We start from the raw sequence: 19,123 nt of genomic DNA on the forward strand, positions 1-19,123 counted from the left end.
CGCCTCCCGCGCCGGCCGGGCCCGGCGTCCTCCTCACCGAGAACGCCAGCCGACCCCCGCGCGGTTCCGCCACAGCTCCTCCTGGACGCCGACGCGGTCGCGCAGCCAGGCCATCCGGGGCAGCTTGGCCCGGTGCTCGCGGGAGACCCGGTCCAGCTCCTCCAGCAGGCGGCGGGTGCGGTGCTCGGTGTTCAGCTCGTCGATGATCCTGGTCGTCTCGGTCAGTACGGCGCCGAGCAGCTGCCAGTTCGCCCAGTCCTCGCTGATCTCCTCCCGGAGCAGCTCGGCCAGCCGGTCCCGGGTGCCGGCCGCCGTGTGCAGCTCTGCCGTCAGCCGCGCCTCCGCCGATTCGGCGTTCTCGCTCAGATGGGTGGTCACCAGCACCGCGAAGCTGACGATCGCGTCGGCGATCTCCGCGAGCAGCTGCTCCACGGTCGCCGCCACCCGGGGCGGGAACAGCTCCTCGGACCCGCGGGCCTTCGCCAGGTCCGTGAACGAACGGGCCAGCACCCGCAGCACCACCGTGCAGATCTCCAGCGTGTCCAGGCCGGTGCGCAGCACCACCCGGTGCAGCAGCCCCTCCTTCACCCGTGGATTGAGCCGCAGACTGTCCTCGGCCTGCCGCAGCGCCGCGTCCACCTGCACGATGTCGTGATCGAGCCGGCGCGCCTCGTGCAGCCGCTCGGCCGCCTGCTGCCAGGGGATCCGGCCCGCGGCCTCCTCGCCCATCCGCAGCATCAGCTGGCGCACCCGCCGCGCGAGGTCCTCGATGGACCGGCCGGCCTCCTCCACCCAGACCGGTGGTGGCAGCAGCAGATTGCAGGCGGTGCCGACGACCGCGCCGATCAGCGTCTCCACGATCCGCGCCCACGCGGTGAACCCGACCGTGGTGACCCCGAGCACCAGCATGGCGCTGATCGCCACCTCGGCCACGTACTCGTCGACGCGCACCAGGTGCCCCACGGCCAGCGCGGCGACGATCAGCAGGGCGAGACTCCACCAGGTCAGGCCCACCAGCACGCTGAAGGCGATGGCGACCAGGACACCGGCGACCACCGAGTTCACCCGGCGGATGCCGTTGGTGAGCGTGGCGTAGAAGGTCACCTGGACGACCAGCAGCGCGGTCAGCGGGGCGGTGAGAGGGGCGGGCTCGGGGCTCAGCCGGAGCGCGATCACGTAGGCGACCGTCGCGGCAGCGGCCGAGCGCAGTGTCTGGACGACCACCGGCTCCCGGCGCCGCCGCACCAGCCGCAGCAGTCCCTCGGTCCTCTTTCGTACTTCGAGCATCCCTTGGCCTGTTCCCGTTCCTCGGGTGCATCGAACGTGGCCGTTTGCGGGCTGTTTCTGTTCGAAAGAAATCGTGTATGGCCAGGTGGCCGGAGTTCCGCCCCTCCGGCCACGGGCGTCACCCGGGCGTGGCGGTCCGGTTGCGCGCTCGGTATCCGGCCACCTTCGCGGGATTTCCGCACCGCTCGGCGGCGGCGAAGCGCCGCGGCCCTGAGCGGAGTTGGCCGCCGTGACCACCGAGCGGGTGGCCGCGCTGCCCGACGGGGGCGAGCCGGCCGAGGCGGCGACGCCCGCCGAGCCCCGACCGGGCGGCGGTCAGGCGTACAGCTTCTCGACGAAGGCCGCCAGATGGCCCCGCGTGCGGGCGATCTGCTCCTCCAGGGTCAGGCTCTCCTCGAACCGGGCGCCGGACTCCGGAACCCTCCGGCCGCGCACGTACAGCGAACACGCCAGATCCGTGCACATGTACAGGCCGACCGAGTTGCCCTCGCGGCCCGCCGCTCCCGCCTTCCGCGCGGTCATCAGCGACACACCGCCGCCGGGGTGCGTGGTCAGGCACACCGAGCACATGCTGCGGTGCAGGAAGCCGCGCTGCGCGGCGGGGAAGCGCAGGGAGATGCCCGCGAGCCGGCCGTCCCGTTCGGTCACCAGATAGCTGCGGTCGGGGGCCCCGGGATCGCGCCAGCCCAGGAAGTCCAGGTCGTCCCAGGGGCGTTCGCCGAGGTCGCGCGGCACTGCCAGTCGCCTGGCCTCGCCCTTGGAGCAGTTGATAAACGAGTTGCGGATGTCCTGCTCGGTGAGCGATCTCATGGGGGGAGTCCTTCCGGATTCGGTGCCGCGTTTCCTAGGGTCCCTAGGTGCGGGGCTACTCTATTTAGTCAGGGGAGAGTGGGCCAATGGAATTCCGGTATGGGCTGTCGTCGCGCGCCCGGCGCGCGCTGGACCATGTGACGGCCGGTGTGTCCGGCCCGCCGCTCGATCCCGGCCTGTGCGTCACCCTCAACTTCCACCCCGACCGCGTCTCCGCGGGACGGCCGATCCTGGAATCGCTGGCCCGGGACGGCGTCTACCACTCCCAGTTCGTCACCGGCACCAGCAACGGCGGCCTCACCGCGCACCCCGGCGGCGACCGCACGCGCTGGGAGAGCCGGATCTTCGGCGGCGCGTACGACGACGCCCACCCCGCCGAGCGTCCCGTGTACGGCGCGCTGGACTTCCGCCGCCAGGTGGTCGGTGCCGCCCCCCGCTTCGGCTCCTCGCACCTCCGGCTCTCGGGGGAGGTCCTGACCAGGTCCACCTTCTGCTACCCGGACAGCGCGGCCGAGCCCACCGATTTCGGCGTGGCCGGCGCCATGTCCCTCGTCGCACTGGCCGAGGCCGACGCGCGGGACGCCCTCGACGACTACATCGAGACCCACGTGCACGGCGGTGTGCGGCTCGACCGGGACGTGGAGGCGCTCGTGCTGGACCCGTGCTACCGGGGCACGCCGGTGGAGACGGCGGCCCGGCGCCTGCCCTTCCCGCTCGCCTGGCACCCCGGCTACCGGCTCACCGTCACCGCACTGCGCCGGCACGCCCACTACCGCGGCCCGGAGTACGCCGAGCTCGGCGCCCGCATCGCCGAGCGCGGCCTCATCACACCGCGCGTCATCGGTGACGCGGCTCGCAGCGGCCGGTACGAACTCCAGGACCTGAAGAAGGTGTGGCACACACTGGCCCGCTTCGGGGCACCGGAGGGCGCGGGAACGGCACACGCGGCGACCGGGAGCCGCACCGCCCCCGGCACCGCCACCGGGGCGGCGGCCGGCACCGGCACCCTCGCCGCGGTCCGCACCGGCGCCGCCGCCGCTACCGTGCCCGCCGCCGGTGCCGTGGGCGGCGACGGCGGCCGTCACGGGCCGGCGGAACTCGCCTCCGGTGGCCAGACACCCGGTGTCAGCACGCCCAGGGCATAGGCGCGGGCGACCAGTTCGGTGCGGTTGGCCGCGCCCCACCGCGCCGACAGGCGGCGCAGATGATAGGCGACGCCGTCCCTGCTGAGGCCCAGTTCGCGGGCGGCGCGGGCGGTGGTGGCGCCTCCGGCCAGCAGGGCCAGCACCTGCCCCTCCACCGTGCTGGCCCGCGCCGGCTCCGGCCGCGCCGCGGGGCGCTCGCCCCGCACCCGCAGCATCACCAGCAGCGCCGGTGTCTCCTGCACGGTGTCGCTCACCGGATCCGCCGTCAGTTCCCCGTACCGCTCGGTCCCGCCGGGCGTCCGCCGCCAGCACACCGACACCTGGTAGCGGGAGCGGTGCCGCAGCCGCAGCGCCTCGGCGATCCGCTCCACCTGAGTGGCCTCCTGCGGCCGGAACAGCTCCAGCACCTGCCGGCCGCGCAGCCGGCCCGGGGTCGTACCGCACTCCGTGGCCATCGCCGGGTTCGCCAGCACCACCCGGCCGTACACGTCGCACACCGCCACCGGAACCGACACCCGGTCGAACAGCATCAGCGCACGGTTGCGCCACAGCACCGAGTCGGCCCGTCCCGTCTCCATCACACCTCCCGGTCCGCCGGCCGCCCGCCCTCGACGCCGTTCGCCATCAAAGAGGAAGAGGCAGGTCAGCGGCAACTCGACGGGGCGGACGTCAGCGCCACGCCTGCTCCACGCCGGCGAACTCGGTCTCGAAGGCGCCGGGTGCCAGGGCCGCGCGCAGGGGCGGCAGATCGGACGGGCGGAGCAGGCCGAAGCCCTCCCGGGGGAGGGCGCCGAGCACCTCCGGCGCCCGGGCGGCCAGCCAGTCGTCCAGACCGAGGTCGACGGCGGCACGGAGGAGTGCGATCAGCGCCGAGGGGCGCCGGGCCGCGACCCCCGGCAGATCGAGTCCGTCGAGGACCGTGTCCAGACGTGCGGCGGCCTCGGCGCCGTGGGGCATCCTCGTGGACTGCCAGGTCGTGCTGGAACGGGCGGCGTGGACGAGGGACAGCAGGGGGTCGAGCCGCAGCCCCGACGCGAGGTTCGCCTGTTCGCGCAGGAGCAGCCGACGGACTTCCGCGGCCGCCGCCGTGAGCGCCGGGTCCGCTCGACCGGCCGCGAGGAAGAGACACTCGGACAGGTACTCCTGCAGCCCCGAACCGATGGGCATCCCCTCCAGGTGGACCCGGAGCCGACGCAGATGCTCCGCCAGCGAGGAGTCCGGCAGCCGGGGGACGTCCTGCGCCAGCCGACGGCACACCGCCTCCGCGTACCGCCCCGCGTCGACGGGGTCCAGCCACTTCAGCATGTCCAGACAGAGGGCGTACGTCTCGTCCGGCGCAGGGGCGTCCGAGGCTCTCGCGAGGAGGGCGAGGAGGGCGTGGGCGGCCGATCGCGGCCGGCCGTCGGACTCGATCCGGTACGTGGTGAGCGTGCCGGGCATGGACCGCAGCAGGGGATCTGCCGCGTGCAGCAGGATCTCGGCCTGCGGGTCCCCCGTGAAGGTGATCCGGTGGTGGACGTCCGCCAGCGGATCCGGGGCGGACTCGTCGTGCGTCCAGTGCGTGGCCTGCCCGCCGGCCGGCAGGCCCAGCGTCCACCCGAGCTGCCGGCCGTGGGCCGGCGTGGTGCCGATACGCAGGCTGAGATCGGGCCGTCCGCCGGCGTGCCGGCGGCGTTCCGGCGCCAGGGTGCCCGAGAACAGCTCCCAGGACGGCCCCGACAGCTGCGACCGCCACTTCAGCGTGTGCCGCCGCCAGTCGTCGACCAGGTCGTCGTCTCCGAGGAAGCGGGAGGCGGCCACATCGCCCGCCGCCGCCACCGCGATCAGCAGCAGGTTGACCTGGTAGACCGCGTTCCGGTACGTCCTGGTCAGCCGGGCGGGGGCGTGTCCGACGAGCGTACGGCCCTCCGGTTCCCACTCGGCGGTACGGAACAGCCCGGCCAGGACATCGACCAGTCCGGCCGGTGTCCGACGGGCCAGCAGGTCCCCCAGATCGTCCAGGATCTGCACCCGGTCGGTGAGCGGAGCGAAGGACAGCAGCGCGTACAGCTCGCCGTCGTCCACGGGGCCGGTCGCCGGCAGCCGCCGCACCGCCTGTGCGACCAGCCGTGCCGCGAGGTGCTCGCCGAAGCTGGCATGCATGAACTCGTAACTGCGCAGGTGTTGTTCGGCGACCACGGCCCGGGACTCGTGCACGAAGAAGAACCGCCCGAACAGCAGCCCGGAGCCGCTGCCCCGGTCCGCCTCGGCGGTCACCGGCTCCAGCGCCGCCAGATCCCGGTCCGCCTCGGCGGTCACGCGCTCCAGCGCCGCCAGATCCCGGTCCGCCTCGGCGGTCACCCGCTCCAGCGCCGCCAGATCCCGGTCCGCCTCCGCGGCGCTGAGGGCCTGGGCGCCGCGCTGGAACATGCCGAGCGCGACCACGGACAGCCGGCGCAGCTCCCGGTCGACGGCCGCGGCCTGCTCCGCCGGTGGCAGCGCGCCGTCCTTGTCGACCTGGCGGCGGACGAACTCCGTGAGCAGCCGCTCGTACAGTTCCGTCCGGCTGAAGTCCGCGTCGTCGAGCCGGTGCAGCGCGTTGTCGACCGCGTCGTACAGGGCGAGCATGAGCAGCAGCAGCGGCTGGGCGGTCAGCACCCAGTGCCGCAGGACCGCCTGCCGGGTCAGCGGATGCAGGCCCCGCTGCGCGAAATACCCCTGGTTCGCCGTGTTCCAGACGGACAGCCAGCGATCGGTCTCGGCCGCTCCGAACGGCTCCAGCCGGAGCACGATGCCGTGGTCCGGGATCGCCACCCGGTCCGCCACCACCGTGCGGCTGGTGACGATGACGATCAACGGGCGGTGCTGGTCCGCCTCACGCTGCTGGAACGCCGCCACCTTCGTCAGGTAGTTCCACTGCCACTGGGTGCCCAGGTTCTGCGCACCGGCCTGGAGCAGCTCGTCCAGGCCGTCCAGCAGGACGACCGGGATCGTCCCGGGCTCCGCCTCGTACCAGTCCGGCCAGCTCTGCGGCCGGCCGGTGGTCTGCCTCAGCGTGTGCTCGAGCTGGCGTTGCACGTCCACCGCCGGGGTGTGCCGCAACTGCACCCGCAGCGGACGGAACTCGGCGGCCGGGAGCCGGGCGGTCAGCAGCTCGGTGAGCAGCGACTTGCCGGCACCGGGGTGACCGAGGACGACGAGCGGGGCGAAGAGCGCGGGAAGGCCGAGGAGATGGGCGGCCAGGAACCGCTCGATGCCTCGGTGCGCGGGCTGGTGTTCCCACCACTTGTCCGAGGCGACCTGCTCGTCGCCTTCCGCCCGGGTGGGCGCGAGCCGGAAGCGCGGATGGACGTACCCGTCCCCGAGCGTCGGCAACCGGGGGCCGGGAGCGTCGAGCGCGGCGATCGGTCTGCGGAGCCGGGCCTGCCCCGCGGCGACCGGAACGGTCCCGCCCGAGAGCTCGGCCGACAACGCCCCCAGCCCGGCCAGTCCGGTCGCGGCACCCGTGTCCGCCAGGGCGCTCACCGCGGCGCAGGGCAGCCCGGCCGTCAGCGCGAACTCGGGGCAGCGCTCGGCCAGGGGCGCCGCCAGCCGACGGAACGTGTCCGCGATCAGCTGTTCCTTGGCGGTGTGCGGGGAAGGGGGCAGGGGGCGGGCCCGGCCGCCGTCGCCGTCGCCGTCTTCGTCCGCCGGGGGGTGGGCGTAGGCCGGGTAGAGACCGTCGGCCAGCGTCTCGACCAGATAGGACCCCTCGGCGGGAAGACCGGGGACGTGCCGCGTCACCGCACAGGCCACCAGCACGACGCGCGCTGCCTGAAGGAGTGCGGCGCGCGTGATCCCGTGCGCCGCTCGCACCCGGCGCGGGAATCCGCGCAGCACGTCCTTCAGCAGGCGGAGCACGCTCGGCCCGTCGTACACATCGGCCAGCAGCCGGAGGAATTCCCGCCCGGTCGAGGGGCGTTCCTCGGTCAGGAGCAGCACGGCGGTCGTCACGTCCATGTCCACACAGGCGCGCAGGCCGAAGCCGGTGCCGGGCGCCCCGGGACCGTCCCGGGCTGTCCGCGACGCCGCGACGGTCCGCCCGGGTTCCACGGCCCGCCCCGCGTCGGCGGCCCGTCCCGGTTCGGTGTGCCGGTCGAGCGGCGCCCGGGCCGCCTCCAGGGTCCGCTCCAGCTCGGCGTGCCGGGCCCGCCACCAGGCCGGGTCCACGGGCGGGCCGGCGGATGGCGCCGACCCGGGGCCGTGCGCCTCGGCGCACAGTGTCACGATCCGCCGGACGACGTCCCACCGCGGGGCCCTGCGCCGCCTGCCGTTCAACAGCTCCGACACCGAGGGACCGCGCAGTCCCGTCCTCGCGGCGATCGCCGACTGCGACACCCCGCAGGCGCGTACGAGGCGCCGGAGTTCCGCGCAGAAGTCCGCGACGGCACCCGCCGGTGGTACGGCCAACTCCCCACTCCTTCGGTCGGTTCGGCGGAACCTCCGCAGCGTACGGCGTGACCCGCACCGGGCGCGGGGAGTTCCGCCCGCCCCGGCACCGGCGGCCGGTGCGAGAGGCCGGCAGGTCGTGGCTCCCCGCCACCGGGGGTCGCCGCGGGGGTTCGGCGTGCCACGGCACCGGCGGCCCCCCGTGGGGCGTCGGAGGACCCCGGCTCGCCGGTGCGCCGTGGTCCTGCCGGGCGGCTCGCGCAAGTGCCGCGGCCCACTTTCCACTGCACGATCGTGTAGTGCCGCGGCGTCGGCGCGCCGGACCCGTCGACCACCCTGGATCGCAGTAGTCCGCTTTCCGGCGAAAGGCAGCTGTCGCGTCATGCCCCCCACCGCACTGCACCCCGAACCGGCCGGCACCCTGCCCGGCGTCCCGGTCGTCGACATCACCGCCACCGGCCCCGGCCGCACCCCCATCCAGCAGGTCATGGAGCTGATGCGAACCCACGGCCCGGTGCTGGTGCGCCGACTGCACGGCCGGGACGCGCTGTTCGTCGCCGACGCCGGCCTGGTGGCCGACCTCGCCGACGAGGAGCGGTTCGCCAAGCACGTCGGGCCCGCCCTGGAGAACGTCCGGGAGTTCGCCGCCGACGGCCTGTTCACGGCGTACAACGACGAGCCCAACTGGGCCAAGGCGCACGACATCCTGATGCCCGCCTTCGCGCTCGGCTCGATGCGCACGTACCACCCCGTGATGCTGAAAGTGGCCCGGCGGCTCATCGACTCCTGGGACCGGGCGGCCCGGTCCGGACACCCCGTCGACGTGCCCGACGACATGACCCGTATGACCCTCGACACCATCGGACTGGCCGGCTTCGCCTACGACTTCGGCTCCTTCGGACGCCCCGAGCCGCACCCCTTCGTGGAGGCGATGGTCCGCTGCCTGGAGTGGAGCATGACCCGGCCGGCCCGCACCCCGGGCACGGACCACACGGCCGCCGACGCCGCCTTCCGGCGGGACGCCGACTACCTCGCCGGGATCGTGGACGACGTCATCGCATCCCGCGCCGGGACCGACCAGAGCGGCGCCGAGGACCTGCTGGGACTGATGCTCAGCGCCTCGCACCCCGTCGACGGCACCCCCCTGGACGCGGCCAACATCCGCAACCAGGTGATCACCTTCCTGATCGCCGGTCACGAGACCACCTCCGGCGCGATGTCCTTCGCCCTCCACTACCTCGCCAAGCACCCCGCCGTGCTCCGGCTCGTGCAGCGCGAGGCCGACGCGCTGTGGGGCGACACGCCCGACCCGGATCCGACGTACGACGACATCGGCCGGCTCACCTACACCCGCCAGGTCCTCAACGAGGCGCTGCGGCTGTGGCCGACGGCCGCCGCGTTCAGCCGGCACGCCCGCGAGGACACCCTGCTCGGCGGCCGGATCCCGCTGCGCGCCGGCCAGGCCGTCACCGTGCTCGCGCCGATGCTGCACCGCCAGGCCGTCTGGGGCGACAACCCGGAGCTGTTCGACCCCGAGCGGTTCACCGCCGAGGCCGAGGCGGCCCGCCCGGTGCACGCCTTCAAGCCCTTCGGTACCGGTGAACGCGCCTGTATCGGACGGCAGTTCGCGCTGCACGAGGCGACCATGCTGCTCGCCCTGCTGGTCCACCGCTACCGGCTGCACGACCACGCCGACTACCGGCTCACCGTGAAGGAGACCCTCACTCTCAAGCCCGAGGGCTTCACCCTCACGCTCACCCCGCGCACCCCCGCCGACCGCGCGCACGCCCCGCTGCCCGGCACGGCCGCCGTGCCGGTCGCGGGCAGCCCGGCCCCGGACACCCTGCCGGCCCGGGCCCGCCCCGGCACCCGCGCCCTCTTCCTGCACGGCAGCAACTACGGCACCTGCCGGGACTTCGCCGCCCAGCTCGCCGACGAGGCCGCGGCCGTCGGCTGCGCCACCGAGGTCGCCGCCCTGGACGCCCACGCGGACGGCCTGCCCACCGACCGGCCCGTCGTCATCACCGCCGCCTCCTACAACGGCCGCCCCACCGACGACGCCGTCGCCTTCACCGCCTGGCTCGACGGCACCCCCGACCTGACCGGCGTGACCTACGCGGTCCTCGGCGTCGGCGACCGCAACTGGGCCGCCACCTACCAGCAGGTCCCCACCCGCCTCGACGCCCGGCTCGCCGAACTCGGCGCCACCCGGCTCACCGCACGCGTCGCCGCCGACGCCTCCGGCGACCTCACCGGCGCCGTACGGGAGTTCACGGCCCGGCTGCGTACCGCGCTGCTGACGCAGTACGGCGACCCGGACGCCGGGAACGACATCGCGGCCGAGCCCGCCCACGCCTACGAGGTGCGCACGCTGACCGGCGGCCCGCTGGACGCCCGCGCCGAACGGCACGGGCTGGTCCCGATGACGGTCACCGAGGCGTACGACCTCACCGCCGCGCACCACCCGCGCACCAAGCGGTTCCTGCGCGTCGCCCTGCCCGAGGGCGTCACCTACCGCACCGCCGACCACCTGACCGTGCTGCCGGCCAACGCCCCGGACCTCGTCGACCGCGCCGCCGCCGCGTTCGGCCTCGATGCCGACGCGGTCCTGGACATCCGCGCCACCCGCCCGCGCCGAGGAGGGCCCCCCGGCGCGAGCGGAGCCGAGCGCGGGGGAGCCCTCGCCGTGGACCGCCCGCTGACGGCTCGCGAACTCCTTACCCACCACGTTGAGCTGCAGGAGCGGCCGACGGCCCGGCAACGGGCCCTCCTCGCCGAGGCCAACCCCTGCCCGCCCGAGCGCGCCGCCCTCGCGGCCCTGACCGCCGACGACCCGCGCACCCTGGTGGAACTGGCCGAGGACCACCCCGCGCTGCGCGGTGCCCTCGGCTGGCCGCTCCTGCTCGATCTGCTGACCCCGCTGCGCCTCCGCCACTACTCGATCTCCTCCGCCCCGGCGGCCGACGCCCGCCACGCGGACCTGATGGTGTCCGTGCTGGACGCCCCCGCGCGTTCCGGGAAGGGCCGCCACCGGGGCACCGGCTCCGGCCACCTCGCCGCCCTGCGCCCCGGCGACACCGTGTACGCGCGGGTGCAGCCCTGCCGCGAGGCGTTCCGGATCGACGGCTCGGCACCCGTCGTCATGGTCGCCGCGGGCACCGGCCTCGCCCCGTTCCGCGGCGCCGTCGCCGACCGCCTGGCCGCGCGCCGCGCGGGCGCCGAACTCCCGCCGGCACTGCTGTACTTCGGCTGCGACGCCCCGGACGCCGACTATCTGCACGCCGACGAGCTGCGGGCCGCCGAGCAGGCCGGCGCGGTCTCGCTGCGCCCGGCGTTCAGCGCCGCGCCCGAGAACGGCGCGCTCTTCGTCCAGCACCGCATCGCCGCCGAGGCCGACGAGGTGTGGCGGCTGCTGGGCGCCGGGGCGCGGGTGTACGTCTGCGGCGACGGCGCCCGCATGGCCCCCGGCGTCCGCGCGGCCTTCCGTACCCTGTACCGGGAACGCACCCCCGGCACCGACGAGGCGGCGGCCCAGCGGTGGCTCGACGCGCTGGTGACGGACGGGCGCTACGTGGAGGACGTGTACGCGGCGGGGTGAGCCGCGGGGGAGGGGGCACGGTGGGGAGGGACCGAGACTTCCTCGCCGGGCACCGGGAGGGCGAGGGCCGGGCCCAGGGCGGCCACCGGGAGGGCGAGGGCCGGGCCCAGGGCGGCCACCGGGACGGCGCGGGCCGGATCCCGGCCGGGCACCGGGACGGTGAGGGCCGGATCACCCTCGGCCGGCCGGAGTGCCCGGGGCCGGTCGGAGTGCCCGGGGCCGGTCGGAGCGCCTCCGGCGGGCCCGCCACCGGCCCCGTCCCCCTCCGGCCGTGCCGGTCGGGACGGTGCCCCGGGCGGTCGCCGCGGTCCGGCACCGGTGGGCCGGGGAGACCGTCGCGCCGGAGCCGGCCGCCGTGCGGAGCGACACCCAGCGCACCCCCCTCTTAGCTCACAGCGTGAACTAAGCCTTGGAGAAATGTCGCGTGCCCGCTGCCCGAAGGGGTATGTTGCAGGTCGGGCAGGGTTCGTGAAGGGAGCCACATGGCGGCGCGCAACGGGCGCACGGTACGCGACCTGAGACGAGGCAACCGCACGGCGGTCCTCCAGCGGCTGTACTTCGACGGCCCGCTCAGCCGTTTCGAGCTGGGCCCGGCCACCGGGCTCAGCTCCGGCTCGGTGAGCAACGTGGTCGCGGACCTGGTCGCCGACGGTCTGGTGGAGGAGGCCGGCAGCGTCGACTCCGACGGAGGCCGGCCCCGCACGCTGCTGCGGGTCGCCCCGCGAAGCGGCCAGATGATCGGCGTCGACGTCGGCGAGACCCGTGTCCGGGTCGAGCTGTTCGACCTGGCGCTGACCGAACTCGCCCGCGTCGAAAGACCGTTGACCCCCCAGGGCTACGACGTGGAGGTCATCGCCGGGCACATCCGCGACGGCGTCGCCGAGGTCCTCACCGCCGCGGAGGCCGCCCCCGACCGGCTCCTCGGCGTCGGCGTGGGCGTCCCCGGCATCGTCGAGCACACCCCGGACCGGGGTGCCGTCGTCCACGGACAGACCATCGGCTGGGACGCGGTCCCCCTGGAGCAGCTGCTCCGCTCGTCCTCCCGGCTCCCCGACGAGGTCCCGTACTTCATCGACAACGGCGCCAAGACCCTGGGCCAGGCGGAGATGTGGTTCGGCGCGGGGCGCGGCGCCCGCAACGCCGTGGTCGTGCTGTTCGGCTCCGGCGTCGGCGCCTGCCTGGTCACCCCCGAGGTGGAGCACGGGAAGGCCGTGGAGTGGGGCCACCTGACGGTACGGGTGCGCGGACGCCGCTGCCGCTGCGGCGCGCCCGGCTGCCTGGAGGCCTACGCGGGTGCCGAATCGCTGCTCGCCCGCTGGCGCGAGGAGGGCGGCCGGCCGCCCGAGGGCACCGACGAGGAGACCGCGCTCACCGCGATGCTCGCCGCCGCCTACCCGCCCGAGGGCGGCACCGCGGACCCGGTCGCGCTGGCCGTCCTGGAGGAGACCGCCGAGTACCTGGGCGCCGGTCTCTCCGACCTGATCAACCTGTTCCAGCCGGAGCGGATCCTCATCGGCGGCTGGGCCGGGCTCCAGCTCGGGACGCGCTTCCTGCCCGCCGTACGCCGGCACGCGGCGACCTACGCCCTGCGGCACCCGGCCGACAAGGTGACCATCGACCTCGGCCGGCTCGGCCCGGACGCGGTCACCGTCGGCGCCGCGATCCTGCCGCTGGCGGACTTCTTCGCCAGCGGCGGGCGACGCCCCGAACCGGTCGCCGAGGACCGGCTGCCCGCCTGGCGGGCCGCGCTCCAGGAGCGGGCCCCGCACTGACGGGCCCCGCTCCGGGGAGCGGGTTCGGGCTCAGGCCGACGGCTCGTCCGGCGCCGGATGCTCCTCGTGCACCGTGCCCGCGCGGGGCGCCCCCCGGGGGCCGGTGCCCGCCTCGTCCGGGTCCGGCACGTCCGCGTCCGGCTCCTCCGCTTCCGCCTCGTCGCTCCGCGCCTGCCCCGGGGCCACGTCCCAGGGGTCCTCCCCGGCGCGGACCTGCTGATCGGGCATGTCCCTGGGCACCGGACCCTCACCGGATCCCTCACCGGATCCGGATCCGGCCCCGGGCTCCTCCCGCCGCCGCATGACCATGGCGTACTCCGCTCCTTTTCTCGGTTCAGGACGGGGCCGGCTCAGCCGGCCTTCCGTCCCCGCATCGGTTCGGTCTCCATCCCGCCGCCCTGCTGAAGCCCCTCCAGGAACTCCTGGAACACCTCCGTGGCCGTGTGCCGGGGCGTCCAGCCCAGCTCGGTGCGCGCCCGCGTGCAGTCCATCAGCGGCAGCCGCAGCACGGCGTCGAACAGGTGCGGGGAGGCGGGCAGCAGCCGCAGGTTCCAGGCGGCGGCGATCGCCGAGCGGGCCGCCGTACGCGGCAGCCTGAGCGGCCGGGAGCCGAGCAGTTCGGCGAGCACACCGGCGTCCAGCGGAGGATCGGCGGCCAGGTTGAAGGCGCCGCGGGCGGTGTCCGAGTGCACCGCGAGACGGTAGGCCTCGGCGGCGTCGTCCGTGTGCAGCGCCTGCACCCGCAGGCCCGGGACGTCCGGCAGGAACGGCAGCAGCTCGGGCCGTACCAGCGGACCGGGCAGGAACCGCCCGCCGAAGATCCGCCGCTGCTCGCTCGCCGATTCCCACTTGAACAGGAACGCCGGGCGCATCCGGACCACCCGCACCTCGGGATGGTCGCGCTCGAACACGTCCAGGGTGCGCTCCAGGTAGGCCTTCTCCCGGCAGTACGCGGCGTCCGGCCAGCCGTGCGTCGGCCAGGACTCGTCCACCGGGCGGTCCTTCGGCCCCGGCGAGTACGTGCCCACGGAGGAGGCGTGCACCAGCACCGGCACCCGGGCCGCGGCGACCGCCTCGAAGACCCGGATGCTGCCGAGGACGTTGGTCCGCCAGGTGGTGGCCGGGTCGTGCGTCGGCTGGAACGCCCAGGCCAGGTGGATCACGGCGTCGGCGCCCTCGAACCGCTCGGCGAGGTTCGCCTCCGGCGAGCCCAGGTCGACGGCGGACCACTCGGTCTTCGCCGGCGACCACTCGGGCGTCCGCCGGGCCAGCCCCCGCAGCGACTTGATCCCGGGGTCCTCCGAGAGCAGGCGTACCACGCTCGTCCCGACATTGCCGGTGGCGCCGGTCACGACCACCCTGCTCCCCGCTGAGCTGCTCACCTTCGGCTCCTCTCGTCGGTACGGCGGAGCTGTGACGAGCGGCCGGGTACCCGGGCGCCGGGCCGGCACACGCGGCACCGCCGAGGCGCCCGAGGCAGGAGGAAGCCCCGGCCGTGACGGGGGAATCACGACCGGGGCGGTCCGGGGGTGGGCGCGGATGGCGGTCGCCTCTCGGCGAACGGCTCCACAGGGCTTCAGCCGAACGATCGTCCCTGTGGGCAAAAGGTGAGGCCCGGGGACACTGTCCCATCCGCACCCACGGTTGGTTAAACGGGCAACCATCCTGGGGTGTTCCGGTCGTACGGGTGAGCTGCGTCACCCGGATGACCGCTCAGGCCAGCGGGCTCCCGGCCAGCCTCGCCAGCAGATCGGCAGGGTCGGCGTACACCTCCTCCGCCCCCGCCTCCTCCAGGTCGGCCCGCGGGATCCCGCCGCACAGCACGCCCACACAGCGCACGCCGGCTTTGCTCCCGGCCCGCATGTCCCACACGGTGTCGCCGACGAACACCGCCCGCTCGGCCGGCACACCGGCCAGCTCCAGCGCGTGCTCCACGGGTTCGGGGGCCGGCTTGCCCTCCGTCACGTCGTCGGCGCTCGCCGTGTCCGTGATGGCGTCGTCCGCGTCGATCGCCCGGCGCAGCGCGCCCAGCTCGGCACCGCTCGCCGACGTGGCGAGGACGACGGTCCAGCCCGCCCCGTGCAGCCGCCGCAGCAGTTCCCCGGCGCCGGGCAGGGCGGGGAGCCGGTCGAAGTACTGGCCGTACAGCGCCTTGTGCGCGGCGCTCAGCTCGCCGTCCCGGTCCTTGTCGCGGCCGTCGCCGAGCAGATGGGCGATCAGGTCCGTGGAGCCGAGGCCGACGGCCCGGTGCACGGCGTGCATGGGCACGTCGTGTCCGGCCTGGCGAAGGGCCTCCCACCACGTGACGACGTGCAGATGGTTGGTGTCGACGAGGGTTCCGTCGACATCGAAGACGGCGGCTCGTTCCATGCGTGATCCTTTCGTGGCGCTCGCTCGCCCATCGGGTACCACGCCGGGCAGGTCAGGAACCCACCGCGCGTGCCGGGAGCCGCCCCTCCCGGGTCCAGCCCAGCAGTTCCCCGGCCGACCAGGTGGTCACCACCCGCCCGGGCGGCACCCCGCACTCCTCGGCCCGGGCGCAGCCGAGGATCTGCCAGTCCAGCTGGCCGGGCGCGTGCGCGTCGGTGTCGACGGAGAACAGCACCCCCGCGGCGACCGCTCGGCGCAGCAGCCGCCGGGGCGGGTCGAGCCGCTCCGGCCGGCTGTTGATCTCCACGGCCGTCCCCGACTCGGCGCACGCGGCGAACACCTCGTCCGCGTCGAACTGCGACTCGGGCCGCCCCCGGCCCGTCACCAGCCGCCCGGTGCAGTGGCCGAGGACATCGGCGTGCGGATTGCGCACGGCGGCCACCATCCGGCGGGTCATGGGTCGCGCGTCCATCCGCAGTTTGGAGTGCACCGACACCACCACCACGTCCAGCCGCTCCAGCAGCTCCGGCTCCTGGTCCAGGGAACCGTCCTCCAGGATGTCGCACTCGATGCCGGTGAGCAGCCGGAACGGCGCCCACCGCGTGTTCAGCTCCGCCACCACCTCCAGCTGCTCGCGCAGCCGCTCGGCCGACAGGCCCCGGGCCACGGTCAGCCGTGGCGAGTGGTCGGTGAGCACGGTCCACTCGTGCCCCAGCCCGGCCGCGGCCCGCCCCATCTCCTCGATCGGGCTGCCCCCGTCGGACCAGTCCGAGTGCGTGTGGCAGTCCCCGCGGATCAGCGCCCGCAAGCCGGCACCGGCCACGTCCTCGCCGACCGGCGCGCCGGCCTCCTCCTCCAGCTTGCGCAGGTACCCGGGCACCTCACCGGCCAGCGCCTCCCGCACCACCTGCGCGGTCTTCGGCCCGACCCCCTTCAGCGACTCCAGCGTCCCCGCCGCCGCCCGCTCGGCGACCTCGTCCTCGGGAAGCGCCGTGAGCACCCGGGCGGCGGTCCGGAACGCCTTCACCCGGTAGGTGGGCGCGAGTGCGCGCTCCAGCAGGAAGGCGATCCGCTCCAGAGCGGCCACAGGCTCCATGGGACCAAGATTGCCCCAGGTGCCCGGCAGGGGCGCGGGGAACGGCGCGAGCGATCATCCGTCCACCCGCTGTCCGTGGCGCGCCCGGACCCGGCGGACAGGTCCGTTTGCCCACCCGGCACCCGGGTACTGCGATGCCCACGCCCAGCCCAGCAGAGGAGGCCGGTCATGCCCCGCACAGCGATCGTCACAGGCGCCGACTCCGGAATCGGCCGCGCCACCGCCGTACGCCTGGCCCAGGCGGGCCTGGACCTCGGCATCACCTGGCACTCCGACGAGAAGGGCGCCGAGGAGACGGCCGCGGAGGTCCGCGCGCACGGCCGCCGGGCCGCCGTGGCGCGGCTGGACCTGACCCGGCTGCCCGAGGCCGCCGACACCGTGGACACGCTGTGCGAGGAGCTGGGCCGGCTCGACGTCCTGGTCAACAACGCCGGTACGGGCACGATGACCCGTTTCCTGGACCTGACCCTGGCGGACGTGCGCCAGGTCCTGGACGTCGACCTCGTCGGCCCCTTCCTGCTCGGGCAGCGGGCCGCGCGGCACATGATCGGGCAGGGCGACGGCGGCCGGATCGTCAACGTCACCTCGGTGCACGAGCACCAGCCCCGGGTCGGCGCGGCCCCCTACTGCGCGGCCAAGGGCGGGCTCGGCCTGCTCACCCAGGTGATGGCCCTGGAGCTGGCCGAGTACGGCATCACCGTGAACGCGGTGGCGCCGGGTGAGATCGCCACCCCGATGACCGGCCAGGAGGACATCGACGTGCACGGCGAGCGCCGCCCCGGGGTGCCGCTCGGCCGGCCCGGCGACGCCCGCGAGGTGGCCGCGGTGATCGCGTTCCTCGCGAGCCCGGACGCCTCCTACGTCACCGGCGCCTCCTGGAGCGTCGACGGCGGCATGCTGCGCATGGGCCCGCAGGCCGGCTCCCATCTGACCAGCGACGACTGGCGCCGTCCCTGAGCCGGTGCGGCCGTCGCGCGGCACCGGTGCCGCCGTCGGGGGGACCGCCGGGCGGACGCGTGACCCCGTGTGCCCCCGGCAGGGTGGACACGGGGCGGGGTGCGTGGGGAGCCGTCGAGGCGGGTTGCGTTCTACCCTCGATTGCATGACCGAACAAGCAGCTCCCCACATCTCCCATCCGCGGGTCCTGGTCCACGGTGTGTGCCCGGGCAGGCCGGGCGAGCCGCCGTTCCGGATCATGGAGATCGACGGTCAGGTGGTCGGTCAGGCCAGGACCGTCACGGACGTGCTGGAGGCGGCGGCCTCCCACGGCGTCACCATCCACGACCTGGACGATCCGGACATGGTCCGCTTCGTGGGCGGGGACAAGTACACCTGGACGGTGCACTGAGCGAAGGGCTCAGCCGACCGTCCACTTCTGGTTGGCACCGCCCGAGCAGGTCCAGATCTGCAGCCGTGTCCCGTTGGCCGAGTTGTTCCCGGTGACATCGAGGCACTTGTCGGCCTGCGGGTTGACGATGTCGCGCGCCCCGGTGACCGTCCACTTCTGGTTGGGGCCGCCGGTGCAGTCCCACAGCTGGACGGTCGAGCCGTCCGCCGTGCCGTTGCCCGTGACGTCCAGGCACTTGCCGAGCGCCCGGAGCGTGCCGTCCGAGCCCACCGTCCACGTCTGCGCCCCCGTGCCGTTGCAGTCGTAGAGCTGGACCGGGGTGCCGTTCGCGGAGTTCGCGCCGGCCACGTCCACGCACTTGCCCGCGAGACCGCGGATCGGCACGCCGGCGGCGCTGCCGCTCGTCGTCACCGACACCGAGTCCACCAGCAGCTGCTGGGGGAACTGCGTGGAGCCGTCGGGGTCGCCGGGCCAGTAGCCGCCGACCGCGAGGTTCAGGATCAGGAAGAACGGCTTGTTGAACACCCACGTCTTCCCGCCCAGGTCGGCGGGGGTGCGGCGCTGGTAGACGGTGCCGTCCACCGACCAGGTGATCGAGTCGGGTGCCCAGTCGACGGCGAAGGTGTGGAAGGCGTCCGCGAAGGCCTGGCCGTTCGGCAGGGTGTAGCCGGCGCCTATGCCGCCCGAGCCGGAGTAGCCGGGGCCGTGGAGGGTGCCGTGCACGGTCGAGGGCTCGAAGCCGACGTTCTCCATCACGTCGATCTCGCCCGAGTCCGGCCAGTTGACCGGCGTGCCGAGCATCCAGAACGCGGGCCACATGCCCTGGCCGCGCGGGATCTTCATGCGCGCCTCGACATGGCCGTACTGCGCGTTGAACTTCCCGGCGGTGTTCAGCCGAGCCGAGGTGTACTGGCAGCTGCCGTACCAGCACTGGTAGCCGGCCGGGTTCTCCTTGCGGGCCGTGATCACCAGGTGGCCCTGGCCGTCCAGGGCCGCGTTCTTGGTGCCGGACGTGTAGTACTGCCGCTCGTGGTTGTTGACGTTGTCGCCGGTCTCCAGCGTCCACTTCGAACCGTCGACCGCCGAGCCCGCGGGGCCGTCGAAGGAGTCGGAGAAGGTGGTGACGGCCGCCGCGGCCGGGGCGGCGGTCCCGGCTTGCGCGGGGCCGACGGCGGCGGCGCCGACCAGGGCCGCGGACAGGGCGGCCAGAAGACATCTGCGGAGCAGTCGGGAGGCCATGGCCCTCCGTTCCGGTGGGGGGTGTGACGGCTCTTGATTTAAGGAGTGAGA

General features: G+C 74.6%; 13 protein-coding genes and 1 pseudogene. 5 read left to right on the top strand and 9 right to left on the bottom strand.

Going from position 1 to position 19,123, the window contains the following annotated elements; translation table 11 throughout:
• Positions 1–33 precede the first annotated feature (33 nt).
• Together ACZ7KF_RS05865 and ACZ7KF_RS05870 are read right to left on the bottom strand one after the other, a co-directional pair.
• On the bottom strand, positions 34–1,287 hold the full coding sequence (locus tag ACZ7KF_RS05865) for an FUSC family protein (protein ID WP_471069709.1): 1,254 nt from the start codon (positions 1,285–1,287) through the stop codon (positions 34–36).
• 315 nt (positions 1,288–1,602) lie between these two features.
• The gene (locus tag ACZ7KF_RS05870; RefSeq protein WP_471069710.1) at positions 1,603–2,097 is read right to left on the bottom strand and encodes an FBP domain-containing protein; all 495 of its coding nucleotides are present in this window, start codon (positions 2,095–2,097) and stop codon (positions 1,603–1,605) included.
• Between the two features lie 86 nt (positions 2,098–2,183).
• Here ACZ7KF_RS05870 and ACZ7KF_RS05875 point away from each other — a divergent pair.
• Positions 2,184–3,080, top strand: a pseudogene (locus ACZ7KF_RS05875) (DUF3626 domain-containing protein); the annotation flags it as partial.
• Between the two features lie 98 nt (positions 3,081–3,178).
• Here ACZ7KF_RS05875 and ACZ7KF_RS05880 read toward each other — a convergent pair.
• On the bottom strand, positions 3,179–3,820 hold the full coding sequence (locus tag ACZ7KF_RS05880; protein ID WP_471069711.1) for a PAS domain-containing protein: 642 nt from the start codon (positions 3,818–3,820) through the stop codon (positions 3,179–3,181).
• Positions 3,821–3,911: 91 nt separating this feature from the next.
• Positions 3,912–7,670, bottom strand: a complete 3,759-nt coding sequence (locus ACZ7KF_RS05885; RefSeq protein WP_471069712.1) for a helix-turn-helix domain-containing protein — start codon at positions 7,668–7,670, stop codon at positions 3,912–3,914.
• Positions 7,671–8,031: 361 nt separating this feature from the next.
• Here ACZ7KF_RS05885 and ACZ7KF_RS05890 point away from each other — a divergent pair, with 361 nt between their 5' ends.
• Together ACZ7KF_RS05890 and ACZ7KF_RS05895 are read left to right on the top strand one after the other, a co-directional pair.
• Positions 8,032–11,247 (top strand): cytochrome P450, encoded by a 3,216-nt coding sequence (locus tag ACZ7KF_RS05890; protein ID WP_471069713.1) that lies wholly within the window; start codon positions 8,032–8,034, stop codon positions 11,245–11,247.
• A gap of 482 nt (positions 11,248–11,729) precedes the next feature.
• The gene (locus tag ACZ7KF_RS05895; RefSeq protein WP_471069714.1) at positions 11,730–13,019 is read left to right on the top strand and encodes an ROK family transcriptional regulator; all 1,290 of its coding nucleotides are present in this window, start codon (positions 11,730–11,732) and stop codon (positions 13,017–13,019) included.
• Between the two features lie 30 nt (positions 13,020–13,049).
• On the opposite strand, the gene ACZ7KF_RS05900 is transcribed toward ACZ7KF_RS05895, so the two are convergent.
• From ACZ7KF_RS05900 to ACZ7KF_RS05915, 4 genes are all read right to left on the bottom strand, one after another.
• On the bottom strand, positions 13,050–13,247 hold the full coding sequence (locus ACZ7KF_RS05900) for a hypothetical protein (RefSeq protein WP_471069715.1): 198 nt from the start codon (positions 13,245–13,247) through the stop codon (positions 13,050–13,052).
• Positions 13,248–13,369: 122 nt separating this feature from the next.
• Positions 13,370–14,401: an SDR family oxidoreductase gene (locus ACZ7KF_RS05905; protein ID WP_471069716.1), complete on the bottom strand. Its 1,032-nt coding sequence runs from the start codon at positions 14,399–14,401 to the stop codon at positions 13,370–13,372.
• 331 nt (positions 14,402–14,732) lie between these two features.
• Positions 14,733–15,389 (bottom strand): HAD family hydrolase, encoded by a 657-nt coding sequence (locus tag ACZ7KF_RS05910; RefSeq protein ID WP_471069717.1) that lies wholly within the window; start codon positions 15,387–15,389, stop codon positions 14,733–14,735.
• Positions 15,390–15,441: 52 nt separating this feature from the next.
• Positions 15,442–16,485: a PHP domain-containing protein gene (locus ACZ7KF_RS05915; RefSeq protein WP_471069718.1), complete on the bottom strand. Its 1,044-nt coding sequence runs from the start codon at positions 16,483–16,485 to the stop codon at positions 15,442–15,444.
• Positions 16,486–16,653: 168 nt separating this feature from the next.
• On the opposite strand from ACZ7KF_RS05915, the gene ACZ7KF_RS05920 reads away from it, so the two are divergent.
• Positions 16,654–17,442, top strand: a complete 789-nt coding sequence (locus ACZ7KF_RS05920) for an SDR family oxidoreductase (protein WP_471069719.1) — start codon at positions 16,654–16,656, stop codon at positions 17,440–17,442.
• Between the two features lie 145 nt (positions 17,443–17,587).
• On the top strand, positions 17,588–17,833 hold the full coding sequence (locus ACZ7KF_RS05925; RefSeq protein WP_225825773.1) for a hypothetical protein: 246 nt from the start codon (positions 17,588–17,590) through the stop codon (positions 17,831–17,833).
• Positions 17,834–17,842: 9 nt separating this feature from the next.
• Here the strand turns inward: ACZ7KF_RS05925 and ACZ7KF_RS05930 are convergent, their stop codons facing one another.
• Positions 17,843–19,072 carry a ricin-type beta-trefoil lectin domain protein gene (locus tag ACZ7KF_RS05930; protein ID WP_471069720.1) on the bottom strand — a complete coding sequence of 410 codons (1,230 nt, stop codon included), beginning with the start codon at positions 19,070–19,072 and terminating at the stop codon, positions 17,843–17,845.
• Positions 19,073–19,123 lie beyond the last annotated feature (51 nt).

It is taken from the genome of Streptomyces sp. NPDC038200, assembly GCF_055600785.1.